We start from the raw sequence: 12,371 nt of genomic DNA on the forward strand, positions 1-12,371 counted from the left end.
CGTACGATGCAATCCAGACGGACCTTCATGTGCGGATGCATGGGCGCCTTTACCGCCTGTTCGCTGTTCCCGGGCGTGACCAATGCCAAGATGATCGACCTGCTGCCGCCGTCCGATCCGGCCGACGGCAAGACGTTTCGCGTGATCTGCCTGCATGACGTGCGTGACAACCTGATGGCGTCGTTCACCTCCCCGTCGGCGATGGTCGACCCGTTCGCCGTCGATACCGGCACGCTGACCGCGATCTTCTCGTGGCTGCAGACCAACAACTACCACACCATCACGGTCAAGCAGATCGAGGAGTCGCGGCACGGCGGCAAGCCGCTGCCGCCGCGCTCGGTGCTGCTCACGTTCGACGACGGCTTTCGCAGCCACTACACGAAGGTGCTGCCGCTGCTCGAGCGCTTCAAGTATCCGGCCGTGATGGGCATCGTCACCGCGTGGATCGATACACCGCCGGATACGCCGATCCGCATCAGCGACAAGGTCCAGTTGCCGCGCGACTACTTCCTGTCGTGGGACGAGGTGAAGAAGCTCGGCCAGTCGCACCTCGTCGAGCTCGGCTGCCACACCCACAACCTCCATCACGGCGCGATCGCGAATCCGCAAGGCAACGAATTGCCGGCGACCACCTCGCACCTCTACCTGCAGAACGAGAAGCGCTATGAAACCGACGCCGAATTCGAAGCGCGCGTGCACAACGACCTGCAGACCTGCGTGCGGCAGATCCGCGAACACACCGGCATCGTCGCACGCTCGATGGTGTGGCCATACGGCGCGGAAAACCAGCCCGTGCGCAAGATATCGACGTCGCTCGGCATGGACATCCAGTTCAGCCTCGACGCCGGTCCGAATACGCCGGACGTGCCGCTGGACCGGTTGAGACGGATCCTGATGATGTATGACGTCGACATCGGCGGGTTCGAGCGCTCGATGCGCGAACCGGCGTCCAACCGCGGTGACGTCGACGTGCCCGAGCGCATCGTGCAGGTCGATCTCGACCAGGTCTACGATCCGGATCCCGCGCGGCAGGAAGCGAATCTCGGCAAGCTGATCGAACGCATCTACCGGATGCAGCCGAAATCGGTGTACCTGCAGGCGTATGCGGATCCGAAAGGCACGGGCGTGGCCGAAGCGGTGTATTTCCCGAACCGGCACCTGCCGATGCGCGCCGACCTGTTCTCGCGCGCCGCGTGGCAGCTCAACACGCGCGCCAACGTGCAGGTGTACGCATGGATGCCGGTGCTCGCGTTCCGGCCGCCGGCCGACAAGCAGCGCGGGATCGAGGCCGTGAGCGCCTACGGCGGCGCGCCGGCCCGCGAGAACGGCACGCGCGTGTTCCGGCTGAGCCCGTTCGATCCTGACGCGCGGCTGATGATCCAGCAGATCTACGAGGATCTCACCAAGCACGCGTCGTTCAGCGGCATCCTGTTCAGCGACGATGCCGTGCTCGACGACTACGAGGATGCGGGCAAGCATGCGCTGCGCACCTATTCGCAGTGGGGGCTGCCGGCCGATATCGGCAAGATCCGCGAGAACCCCGACCTGATGAAGCGCTGGACGCGCCAGAAGTCGCGCTACCTGGTCGACCTGACCCGCCAGCTCTCGCAGATCGTGCTCGCCCACCAGAATGCGGGCGACGTGCTGACCGCGCGCAACATCTTCGCGATGCCGGTGCTCAAGCCCGAATCGGAAGCGTGGTACGCGCAGAACTACGACGATTTCCTCGCGACCTACGACTACGTCGCGCTGATGGCGATGCCGTACATGGAACAGGCGAAGGATCCGGAAGGCTGGCTGGACCAGCTCGTGCAGGCCGTTCGTGCAAAGCAGCGCGGCCTGGAGCGCACCGTGTTCGAACTGCAGTCGTACGACTGGCGCGCGCACAAGGCCGTGCCGGCCGGCACGCTGCTCGCGCAGATGCGGCGGCTGCGCAGCAAGGGCGCGGTGAATTTCGGCTACTACCCCGACAACTTCCTGAACGGCCAGCCGCAGCTCGAAGCGATGCGCGACGTGATGTCGTTGAAGTCCCGCCTCGACCAGAACTCGATCAACGCGCTGATGCAGATGCAGCACACGCCCGGAACCAAGACGCCATGAACTCCCACAGCATCATCCAGCGCCTGCAGGACTTCGTCTTCTACTATCCGTTCTTCATGTCGTATCTGTGGATGATCGGCGGCGTCGTTCACTACTTCCTGCTCGAGGAGGGCCGCGAGCTGTCGATGCGCACGATCGCGTCGAGCGGCATCCCGAAGATCTCGATCGTCGTGCCGTGCTTCAACGAAGCGGCGAACGCGCGCAGCGTGATCCGGCATCTGAACGCGATGGACTACCCGAACTACGACATCATCGCGGTCAACGACGGCAGCCAGGACCGCACGGGCGAGATCCTCAACGAGCTGGCCGTCGAGATCCCGCGGCTGCTCGTGATCCATCACGCGCGCAATGAAGGCAAGGCGGTCGGGCTCACGACCGCGGCCGCGGTATCGAACGCCGAATACCTGCTCTGCATCGACGGCGACGCGCTGCTCGCGCACGACGCGATCGGCTGGATGCTCGAGCATTTCCTGACCGATCCGGGCGTCGGCGCGGTCACCGGCAACCCGCGCATCCGCACGCGCACGTCGCTGCTCGGGCGCATGCAGGTCGGCGAATTCTCGTCGATCGTCGGGCTGATCAAGCGCACGCAGCAGGTGTACGGCCGCATCTTCACGGTGTCGGGCGTGATCACGATGTTCCGCAAGACCGCGCTCGCCGATGTCGGCTACTGGAGCTCGGACATGCTGACCGAGGACATCGACATCAGCTGGAAGCTGCAATGCCGCGACTGGCGCGTCGTGTACGAGCCGCACGCGCTCAGCTGGATCCTGATGCCCGAGACGGTCAGGGGGCTCTACCGTCAGCGGCTGCGCTGGGCGAAGGGCGGCATCCAGGTGCTGATGAAGTACGCGGGCACGCTCGCGCGGCCGACGCAAATGATGATGTGGCCGCTGTTCATCGAGTACCTGATCGGCATCGCGTGGGCGTACTCGATGTCGTTCATCCTGCTGCTCGCGCTGATCAACGTCGTCTATCCGCTTCCGCCGAGCTGGCATGTATCCGTGGTGCCGCACTGGCACGGGATGCTGCTGGTGGCGACCTGCATCCTGCAGCTGATCATCGGCAGCATGATCGATCGTCGTTACGACGAAAAACTCCTGATGTACTTCCTTGACACCATCTGGTACCCCGTCGCGTTCTGGTTGATCAGCATGATCACCACCGTCGTCGCCCTGCCCGCCGTCGTCTTGCGGGGCCGCGGCAAGCGCGCCGTTTGGGTCAGTCCCGACCGAGGCATTCAACATGAAGAACGCGCCGATTATTGACCTTTCCCTGCGCGCCCCGCGCGAACTGATCGCCGAGCGCGGCGGCATCGTCGGACCCGTGCTCGTCGCGTGGTTCCGCCTGATGCGGCCCGCGCTGGTCGGTGGGGTCTGGGCATCGATCTGCATCTATACCTACCGCTACCTGTTGCCGTTCAACGAGGCCGAGATGCCGATCGAACAGATCGTGTTCTACGTGACGAGCATCGCGCTGATCGCCGGCACGATCGTCATGTGGCTGATCGCGGGGCGCGTCGTGCATCCGCTCGCGTACCGGTGGCGCGTGTCGAAGATGCTGCGGCGCTCGGCCAGCGTGAAGGTGCGCTCGGTCGCGCCGACCGCGTTCGCGGGCGCCCGCCGGCGCGGCGCACGACGCACGACGCGCATTCTCGTCGCGTCGCACGACGCGAACGGGTCGATCTCGGGCATCGAATGGGTCGCGCATGCAGGGGCCCAACCGCGCGAATAGGTCCGGGCAGACGTGCCGCGCCGCGCGCGACGCATGCCGCGGGGCGCGACACCGCTCCTGATAGCGTGCTGCCGCGCGTCGCGCGCGCCAGCCAGCAACTTCCCTGTTAGACGAGGTGAATCATGTGCGGAATCGTCGGAGCAAGCGGCCTGAAGAATCAGGTGCCGCAACTGGTCAATGCGCTGAGCCGGCTCGAATATCGCGGCTACGATTCGTGCGGCATCGCCGTGCTGCGCGACGGCCACCTGCGCAGCGAACGCACGCTGCGGCGCGTGGCCGACCTGCAGCACCGCGTGCTGACGCTCGGTCTCGAAGCGCAGACCTGCATCGCGCACACGCGCTGGGCGACACACGGCGCGCCGTCGGAAGTCAACGCGCATCCGATCATGTCGGGCGACACGATCGCGGTCGTGCACAACGGGATCATCGAAAACCATGACGCGCTGCGCGCCGAACTGCGGCAGCGCGGCTATACGTTTCGCGGCGAAACCGACACGGAGGTGATCGCGCACCTGATCCACAGCGTCTATCGCGACAACCTGTTCGATGCCGTGATCCGCGCGGTCAAGCGGCTGCACGGCGCGTATGCGATCGCCGTGCTGAGCGCGCGCGAACCGCAGCGGCTCGTCGCCGCGCGCGCCGGCTCGCCGCTCGTGATCGGCATCGGCGCGGACCAGAACTATCTGGCGTCCGACTGCGCGGCGCTCGGCGACCTGACCGACCGCTTCGTCTACCTCGAAGACGGCGACGTCGCGCTGATCACGCCGGATCGCATCGACGTCGTCGATTCGGTCGGGTGCGAAGCCAGGCGTCCGCTGTGCGAGGTCAAGGCGCGCGACGACGACGCCGCGCTTGGGCCCTATCAGCACTTCATGCAGAAGGAGATCTTCGAGCAGCCGAAGGCGATCGCCAGCACGATCGACGGCATCGACACGATCTCGCCCGCGCTGTTCGGCGGCGAAGCAAGCGCGCGCGCGTTGTTGTCGAAGACCCGCAGCGTGCTGCTGCTCGGCTGCGGTACCAGCTACTACGCGGGCCTGACCGCGAAATACTGGCTCGAGGGCATCGCGGGCATCCCGGCCCAGGTCGAGATCGCGAGCGAATACCGCTATCGCGATACCGTGCCCGATCCACGGACGCTGGTCGTCGGCATCTCGCAGTCCGGCGAGACCGCCGACACGATCGGCGCGCTCGAGCGCGCGAGAGAGATGGGCCAGGACATGTCGATGGCGATCTGCAACGTGGCGACCAGCTCGATCGCGCGCAGCGCGCCGCTCTGCTTCCTGACGCGTGCCGGCATCGAACTCGGCGTCGCGTCGACCAAGGCGTTCACGACGCAGCTCGTCGCGCTGTTCCTGCTGACGCTGACGCTCGCGCAGCAGCGCGGCCGGCTCGACGCCGCGCAGGTCGCGATGCACCTGAAGAAGCTGCACGAACTGCCGGAGCGCATCGCCCACGCACTCGCGCTGGAAACGCAGATCATGGGCTGGGCCGCGAAGTTCGCGCGCACCGAGAACGCGCTGTTCCTCGGGCGCGGCATTCACTATCCGATCGCGCTGGAAGGCGCGCTGAAGCTCAAGGAAGTGTCGTACATCCATGCGGAAGGCTATCCGGCCGGCGAACTGAAGCATGGCCCGCTCGCGCTCGTCACGAGCGCGATGCCGGTCGTCACGATCGCGCCGGACGACCGCCTGTTCCAGAAGCTGAAGTCCAACATGGCCGAAGTGCGCGCCCGCGGCGGACGGCTGTACGTGCTCGCGGGGCATCAGCTCGAGATCGAGGCCGATCGTGATACGCACCTGATCCGCGTGCGCGAATCGGGCGATGCGCTGTCGCCGATCGTCAACGTGATTCCGTTGCAGCTGCTCGCGTATCACGTCGGCTGCGCGCGCGGCGCCGACGTCGACAAGCCGCGCAACCTCGCGAAATCGGTCACCGTCGAATGACGGAGCGGCACGACCTGGCGCACGCGTTCGCGCTACGCGCACGCGCGGCCCGACGTGCCGCCGCGTGGCGCGTCGCGGCCATTCTGTGCGGCGCGTGCGTTGCCGCCGCCGCGCCGTCGTACACGTGCGCGGGCGCACCGGTCGTGCATACAGTCACCGTGCAGGAACCCACGTCGCCGCAGGAACGCGGCGACGCGCGGCGCTTCATGCACGGGATCGGCGTGGCCGACGCCGGCGACGGCCGACGCTGGGTGTTCTTCAGCAGCTCGGGCATCGCGCCGCGCGGCGCGCTGCGCAACGGCAACTGGCCGCATGACGTGTATGTCGGCGAATGGCTGCCGGGCAAGCCGGGCCTGCTGCGCGTCCATACGTTCATCAGCCGCCCGGAGGCGCAGGAACCGGTGTCGATCGCGCAGAACCCGCGCGGCGACATCTTCGTCACGTTCGAGGACGGCTGGGACACGCCGGACACGGTCAGCCAGCGATACGGCATCTACCGGCGCGACCTGAAGCCGGTCAAGCCCTACCCGAACGACGTCGAAGCGGGCGGCCATTCGGGGCACGTCGCCGCGGTGGGCGAACGCTTCGTCGTGTTCTATTCCGCCGACTGGATCGACGGCGGCGGCGTCGACAATCTCGGCACCGGCAACGGCGTCTACGTGAAAACCTACGATGCCGAAGGCCACGTGCTGAACCATGTGCCGGTCGCGCCGCGCCGTCGCGAGTGGTGGCCCATGGTCGCGGGTTCGCCGCGCCGCGCGCTGCTGCTCTGGCAGAAATACATCGAAGGCAGCACGGACGCGACGCTCGAATACGCGATGTTCGACCCCGTCACGGCCAAGCTCGACAAGCTCGGGGCGCTGAACGACGCGATTCAGTACTACGTGTATTCGTCGGCCTACGTGCCGGCGGTCGACCGCTTCGTCGTCGTCACGACCACTGCGGACAATCGCGGCGTCGCGATGCTGATCGACCCGGACGGCCGTCGCGTCGCCACGCTCGACTGCCTGCCGGCGTCGGTGCGGGAATCCGGGATCGGCGTCGACGGCACGCATGCGTACGTGCCGACCCGCGACGGGCGGCTACTGACGCTGGCGCTTTCGGCAACGGGCATGTCGGTGAGCGGCGTACAGCGTTCGCCGATTCCGTGGGGCTCGACCGGCATCGCCGGGTTCCCCGCACGCGGCGGGGCGATGCATTTCGTGTCGCTGACACCATCCGGTGCGCGCGAAGCCGATTTCGACTCGGCGCGGGACACGCCGTTGCCGAAGGCCGACGTGCAGTGTCCGACGCATTGACAACGATGTGCGTCGATCGTCCGGATCGACGCGAACCACCGATGCCTTTTGAGTCGGCCGCTTCCTTGTGCGTCGTCGGCACACCGTTGGTCGCGTAATGATGCGCGTGCTGCGGCACGTCGGCCCGATGCACCGCTGCGCGAATCGCGCGGCGCGATCCCTGCGCATGCATCCGGCGATCGGGTAGCCGGACACGCTGCCGTCGACAGGTCCGATTCCCGCCCCTCGGCTGTCGCGCCGCAGTCGCCAGCGCCGCCCTTACCGGATAGACTGTCGCCCGATTCCTTCCATCGGCCGCGGCGCTCGCCTCTTCCGCCGCCGCCGCAACGCCCCTTCCACGGAGTACGAATGCTGAAGCGCCGGTGGTTTTCGCTGTTGCTGCTGATGGTGTGCCTGATCGCCACGCGCGCGTCCGCGCAGGGCGCGCTCGAACTCGACACCGACGGCACGCCGCGCGTCCTGACGCGCGAGGCGCTGCTCGCGCGCGCCGACGCGACGGACATCCACGTGCCGCGCGACATTGCGTACGGCCGGCCGATGACGTTCCGCGCGGTGCCGTTCGCCGCGCTGCTCGGCGACACGCCGCCAGCCGCCGACGGCGTGCTCGAAACGCGCGCGGCCGATGGTTTCGCCGCGCAATTGCCGCTGGATCTTGCGCGCCGCCGTGCGCCGGCCGGCGCCGTCGCGTGGCTCGCGATCGAGGATCCCGCGCACCCGTGGCCGAAGCTGCCGGGCAAGCAGGTCAGCGCGGGGCCATTCTATCTCGTGTGGCTCGGGCCGGACGCGTCGTCGGTGCGCGGCGAGCAGTGGCCGTATCAGATCGTGCGTATCACGGTCGAATCGTCGCCGCTCGCGCGCTGGCCGTCGCTCGCCGTCGATTCGGCGCTGCCGGCAAACGATCCGGCCCGCGCGGGCCAGCGGCTGTTCGTCACGCAATGCCTCGCGTGCCACCGCCTCGACGGCGCGGGCAGCAGCCATGCCGGCCCCGACCTGAACGCGCCGATGAATCCGGTCGACTACTTCCAGCCGGCCGCGCTGCGCCGCTACATCCGCAACCCGGCATCGGTGCGCGACTGGCCGGGCCGCGTGATGCCGGCGTTCCCGCCCGAGCAACTGAGCGACCGGGAACTCGACCAGATCGTCGCCTACCTCGCGTACATCGCGCGGCGCAAGGCCGGCAAGTAAGCCGCGCCGGTCAAGCGCCCGCTTCCTGCGCGCTGTGCAGCACCGCGCGCAGCAGCACGTCGGCCCCCGCCGTCGACCATTCCGGCGTGATCGCCTCGGCCTCGTTGTGGCTCAGCCCGTCGACGCACGGCACGAAGATCATGCCGGTCGGCGCGACGCGCGCGACATAGCACGCGTCGTGGCCCGCGCCGGACACGATGTCCATGTGCGACAGCCCGAGCGCCTGCGCCGCGTCGCGCACCGCATCGATGCAGCGCGGCGCGAACGGCACCGGCGGATACGTGAAGATCTGCTCGATCCGCGCGCCGAGGCCGGCGTCGGCTGCCACGCGTGCCAGTTCCGCACGCAGCGCCGCATCGAGCTCGTCGAGCACCGCATCGTCGGGATGACGAAACTCGACCGTGAAGAAGCAGTTGCCCGGCACCGTGTTGCGCGAATTCGGCCGCGCTTCGATCATCCCGACCGTCGCGCGCGCGTGCGGCGCATGGCGACGGCCGAGCGCATCGACGAATGCGATCATCCGCGCGGCGCCCACCAGCGTGTCGCGCCGGAATTCCATCGGCGTCGTGCCCGCGTGCGCGTCGACGCCCGTCAGCGTCACCTCGTACCAGCGCTGTCCCTGCCCGGCCGTCACGACGCCGATCGTCTTGCCCGCGCGCTCGAGAATCGCGCCCTGTTCGATATGCAGTTCGTACGCGGCATGCACCGGATAGCCGCCGACGGGCTCGGTGCCCGCATAGCCGATCCGCGCGAGTTCCTCGCCGATCGTCTTGCCGGCGCCGTCGGTGCGCGACAGCCCGTATTCGAGCGGATAGACGCCCGAGAACACGCCGGCCGAGATCATCGCCGGCGCGAAGCGCGAGCCTTCCTCGTTGGTCCAGATCACGACGTCGATCGGGCGCTCGGTCTCGATGCCCGCATCGTTCAGCGCGCGCACGACCTCGAGGCCGCCGAGCACGCCGTAGATGCCGTCGTAGCGGCCGCCGGTCGGCTGCGAATCGGCGTGCGAGCCCGTCATCACCGGCGCGGCGTCGGGATTGCGGCCCGCGCGTCGCGCGAACACGTTGCCCATCCGGTCCACCCGCACCGTGCAGCCGGCGTCGCGCGCCCACTCCACGAACAGGTCGCGCGACTCGCGGTCGAGATCGGTCAGCGCGAGGCGGCAGACGCCGCCCTTCGGCGTCGCGCCGATCTGCGCCATCCGTTCGAGCGATGCCCACAGCCGCGCGCCGTCGACCCGCGGTGCGCGTGCGAGTTCGTCACGCATTGCCGGCCTCCGTTGCGTCGTCGCGCGGCGCGGCCTGCAGCGCATAGCGGAAATCGCAGCGCTTGCCGCCCTGCATGATCGTGCTCGTGCGCGTGAGCGCGATGCGCGGGTCGTAACCCTCGATGAAGTAGCTGTCGCGCGCGCAGCTCAGCAAGTGGCCGATCTCGCCGAGGCCCATCGCGTGATACATCTCCGCGTAGCTGCAGCGATGCACGTCGTAGTCGTAGTGCGCGTCGTCCGCGCGGCGCACCTCGACGTCGAGCGCATCGTCCTTCTCCCACAGCACCTGCAGCGCGATGAACGACTGCACGCTCGTGCCGTCGGGCTCCTGCGCGGCGAACGTGCGGCCCGCGTCGACGGCCGCGCCGCGCACGGCTTCCGCGATCACGGCCTGCGCGCGCTCGGTACCGAATTCGCGCTTCATGATCTCGTAGATCGGCTTGATGATTTCCGCTTCGATGCGGCGCCGCGCGAGGATGCCGAGGCGCGTGTCCTCGGGTGCCGCCGCGGCTGCTTGGGTCGTGTCGGTCATGGGAAACGTCTCCGTCGTTATTTCGTTGCGGGGCGCGCGCCGCCGAGCACGTCGACGACGGTCCACTTGCCGCCGCGTACCTGGTAGATCGTGAACGCCGGGTCCTTCAGGTTGCCTTGCTGATCGAACGCGACCCGGCCAGTCACGCCGGGCCGGTCGATCGCGCGCACGGCCGCGACCACCTTCGCGGGTTGCGTCGTGCCGGCCTTCTGGGTGGCCGCGATCAGCGTGGCGGCCGCGTCGTACGCGAACGGCGCGTGCAGCTCGATCGGCGCGTGCCAGCGTGCGCGATATTGCGCGTCAAACGCCTTGCCGCCCGGCATCCGGTCGAGCGGCAGGCCCGGCTCCAGCGCCGTCACGCCTTCGCCGTCCTTGCCCGCGAGCGACAGGAAGGTCTGGCTCACGAAACCGCCGGCGCCGAGCAGCGGCGCGTTCACGCCGAGCTGGCGCATCCGGCGCGCGATCGGCGCGGCCTGCGCGTCGAGGCCGCCGAAGAACACGAGATCCGCGCGCTTGCCCTTGATCGCGGTCAGCACGCCGCTGAAGTCGGTCGTCTTGTCGTTCACGTACTGGCGATCGACGATCGTGCCGCCGTTCGCCTGCACGCCCTTGATGAACTGGTCGGCCAGCCCCGCGCCGAACGACGTGCGATCGTCGATCACCGCGATGCGCTTCGCCTTCAGGGTCTTCACCGCATAGGCGCCGGTGAAATTGCCGCCCGCATCGTCGTGACCCATGATGCGGAACGCCGTCGCATAGCCTTGCTGCGTGTACTGGTGCCCGGTGGAGGCCGGCGCGATCTGCGCAATGCCCGCATCGCGATAGACGCGCGACGCCGGCACGCTGCAGCCCGTGTTCCAGTGACCGACGACGCCGATCACGTGCTGGTCGACCAGCTGCTGCGCGACCGCGACGGCCGTGCGCGGGTCGGATTGATCGTCGGCCGCAACGAGCTTGTAGACGACCGGCTTGCCGCCGATGCTCGGATGTTTCGCGTTCGCGTCGTCGATCGCGAGTTGCGCGCCGTTCTGCAAGTCCTTGCCGATGCGCGCGGACGGGCCGGTGAGCGGCGCGGCGAGGCCGATCAGGATCGTCTGCGGCGCGGGTTGCGCGAAGGCGGGAACGGCCGCGATCAGCGCGGCCGCGGAGAAGGCGAGACGGGCGGGAAGAAAGGCGATTTTCATGTGCGGGGACCAGTGATTCGAATCAAAACATGAAAAATATTAAAGATTTGACATCCACACCCCAAATACTCAATTGTTGGATGCTTATGCCATTCCCGACACAATAGCGTAAACACCTGTAAATACAGCGTATTTTAAGATTGTCGCTTACCCTGATTTTTCGATAAAATTCTACACATGAAAAATATCGAACAATTGCCGCATGATCCGCCGCTGCGCGCCGTCCGCGCGTTCGAGGCATTCGCGCGTCTCGGCTCGGTCACCGCTGCCGCGCACGAGCTCGACATCACGCCGTCCGCGGTCAGCCATCAGCTGCAACTGCTCGAAGCGTTCATCCAGACGCCGCTGACCGTGCGCGAAGGCCGGCTGCTCGCGCTCACCGACGAAGGGCGCGACTATTACCGCTCGATCAGCGCCGCGTTCTCGGTGCTGCGCAGCGCGACGCGCTTCGTGCGCGACCGCTCGTCGCTGCGGCAGATCACGATCAGCCTGATTCCGCTGCTCGGCATCGGCTGGTTCATTCCGCGGCTGCACGCGTTCCTCGCCGACAACACCGACGTCGACGTGACCGTGCTGTACGCCCATCACCGCAACTACCGAAGCGACGCGTCGGACCTGTCGATCCGCTTCGGCACCGGCGACTGGCCCGGCTACCGCTGCGAGCGGCTGCTGCCGGGCGCGATGGTGCCGATGTGCAGCCCGTCGTTCCTGAAGCGCCACGGGCCGTTCCGCACGCCGGCCGATCTCGCGCGGGCGCCGCTCGTGCACGACGAGGATCGCAGCACCTGGGTCAACTGGCTGCAGGGCGCCGGCGTGCGGCACGTGTCGCATGCGGTGGGGCCGATGTTCGAGGACGGGCAACTGACGCTGAGCGCGGCGCGCGCGGATCTCGGCGCGGCGCTGCTGCGCGCGCCGCTGGTCGAGCGCGAACTGGCGAGCGGCGAACTCGTGCAACTGTTCGACCACGCGCTCGACGACGGGCGCGACTACTACCTGTGCACGCGCGAGGATGCGGACATGCCGGACGGCGCGAGACGGCTTGCCGACTGGCTGAGGAAGATCGCCGCCTGAGCGGCCGGTCCACCGCCTGCCGGCCGAGCGGCGGCGCACGCGTGGCCTGCGCGA

At 67.9% G+C, this 12,371-nt stretch carries 10 protein-coding genes; 7 read left to right on the forward strand and 3 right to left on the reverse strand.

Translation table 11 applies throughout. The features are described 5' to 3' along the window. Nucleotides 1–6: 6 nt before the first annotated feature. From pgaB to SB771_RS00845, 6 genes are all read left to right on the forward strand, one after another. On the forward strand, nt 7–2,100 hold the full coding sequence (pgaB, locus tag SB771_RS00820) for a poly-beta-1,6-N-acetyl-D-glucosamine N-deacetylase PgaB (RefSeq protein ID WP_175659437.1): 2,094 nt from the start codon (nt 7–9) through the stop codon (nt 2,098–2,100). Next, on the forward strand, nt 2,097–3,368 hold the full coding sequence (pgaC, locus tag SB771_RS00825) for a poly-beta-1,6-N-acetyl-D-glucosamine synthase (protein WP_175659438.1): 1,272 nt from the start codon (nt 2,097–2,099) through the stop codon (nt 3,366–3,368). Before pgaB ends, pgaC begins: the two co-directional genes overlap by 4 nt. After that, nucleotides 3,346–3,834: a hypothetical protein gene (locus tag SB771_RS00830; protein ID WP_011658536.1), complete on the forward strand. Its 489-nt coding sequence runs from the start codon at nt 3,346–3,348 to the stop codon at nt 3,832–3,834. Before pgaC ends, SB771_RS00830 begins: the two co-directional genes overlap by 23 nt. 122 nt (nt 3,835–3,956) lie before the next feature. After that, the gene (gene glmS / locus SB771_RS00835) at nt 3,957–5,780 is read left to right on the forward strand and encodes a glutamine--fructose-6-phosphate transaminase (isomerizing) (protein ID WP_175659439.1); all 1,824 of its coding nucleotides are present in this window, start codon (nt 3,957–3,959) and stop codon (nt 5,778–5,780) included. Beyond that, nucleotides 5,777–7,078: a hypothetical protein gene (locus SB771_RS00840; RefSeq protein WP_175659440.1), complete on the forward strand. Its 1,302-nt coding sequence runs from the start codon at nt 5,777–5,779 to the stop codon at nt 7,076–7,078. The genes glmS and SB771_RS00840 overlap by 4 nt, the downstream gene beginning before the upstream one ends. 348 nt (nt 7,079–7,426) lie before the next feature. Then, nucleotides 7,427–8,263 (forward strand): c-type cytochrome, encoded by an 837-nt coding sequence (locus SB771_RS00845; protein WP_175659441.1) that lies wholly within the window; start codon nt 7,427–7,429, stop codon nt 8,261–8,263. A 10-nt stretch (nt 8,264–8,273) separates the two neighbouring features. Here SB771_RS00845 and SB771_RS00850 read toward each other — a convergent pair whose 3' ends face one another. The 3 genes from SB771_RS00850 to SB771_RS00860 are packed head-to-tail and all read right to left on the reverse strand — an operon-like array spanning nt 8,274 to nt 11,246. Then, complete coding sequence (locus SB771_RS00850; RefSeq protein WP_175659442.1) at nt 8,274–9,530, reverse strand: Zn-dependent hydrolase; 1,257 nt, start codon at nt 9,528–9,530, stop codon at nt 8,274–8,276. Beyond that, nucleotides 9,523–10,062: an L-2-amino-thiazoline-4-carboxylic acid hydrolase gene (locus SB771_RS00855; protein ID WP_105785281.1), complete on the reverse strand. Its 540-nt coding sequence runs from the start codon at nt 10,060–10,062 to the stop codon at nt 9,523–9,525. Before SB771_RS00855 ends, SB771_RS00850 begins: the two co-directional genes overlap by 8 nt. Before the next feature lie 17 nt (nt 10,063–10,079). Beyond that, nucleotides 10,080–11,246 carry a branched-chain amino acid ABC transporter substrate-binding protein gene (locus SB771_RS00860; RefSeq protein WP_175659443.1) on the reverse strand — a complete coding sequence of 389 codons (1,167 nt, stop codon included), beginning with the start codon at nt 11,244–11,246 and terminating at the stop codon, nt 10,080–10,082. Nucleotides 11,247–11,423: 177 nt separating this feature from the next. Between SB771_RS00860 and SB771_RS00865 the strand changes: the two genes are divergently transcribed. Further along, a complete protein-coding gene (locus tag SB771_RS00865) occupies nt 11,424–12,317 on the forward strand; it encodes a LysR substrate-binding domain-containing protein (RefSeq protein ID WP_011658529.1) in 894 nt (297 codons plus the stop codon). Nucleotides 12,318–12,371: the final 54 nt, after the last annotated feature.

The organism is Burkholderia sp. SIMBA_051 (assembly GCF_046534915.1).
GTDB lineage: Bacteria > Pseudomonadota > Gammaproteobacteria > Burkholderiales > Burkholderiaceae > Burkholderia > Burkholderia ambifaria.

What these genes read in the sequence shown, in the direction of transcription:
- pgaB (WP_175659437.1), top strand. Translation starts at nt 7, where the DNA reads ATGCAATCCAGACGGACCTTCATGTGCGGATGCATGGGCGCCTTTACC.
- pgaC (WP_175659438.1), top strand. Translation starts at nt 2,097, where the DNA reads ATGAACTCCCACAGCATCATCCAGCGCCTGCAGGACTTCGTCTTCTAC.
- SB771_RS00830 (WP_011658536.1), top strand. Translation starts at nt 3,346, where the DNA reads ATGAAGAACGCGCCGATTATTGACCTTTCCCTGCGCGCCCCGCGCGAA.
- glmS (WP_175659439.1), top strand. Translation starts at nt 3,957, where the DNA reads ATGTGCGGAATCGTCGGAGCAAGCGGCCTGAAGAATCAGGTGCCGCAA.
- SB771_RS00840 (WP_175659440.1), top strand. Translation starts at nt 5,777, where the DNA reads ATGACGGAGCGGCACGACCTGGCGCACGCGTTCGCGCTACGCGCACGC.
- SB771_RS00845 (WP_175659441.1), top strand. Translation starts at nt 7,427, where the DNA reads ATGCTGAAGCGCCGGTGGTTTTCGCTGTTGCTGCTGATGGTGTGCCTG.
- SB771_RS00850 (WP_175659442.1), bottom strand. Translation starts at nt 9,530, where the DNA reads ATGCGTGACGAACTCGCACGCGCACCGCGGGTCGACGGCGCGCGGCTG.
- SB771_RS00855 (WP_105785281.1), bottom strand. Translation starts at nt 10,062, where the DNA reads ATGACCGACACGACCCAAGCAGCCGCGGCGGCACCCGAGGACACGCGC.
- SB771_RS00860 (WP_175659443.1), bottom strand. Translation starts at nt 11,246, where the DNA reads ATGAAAATCGCCTTTCTTCCCGCCCGTCTCGCCTTCTCCGCGGCCGCG.
- SB771_RS00865 (WP_011658529.1), top strand. Translation starts at nt 11,424, where the DNA reads ATGAAAAATATCGAACAATTGCCGCATGATCCGCCGCTGCGCGCCGTC.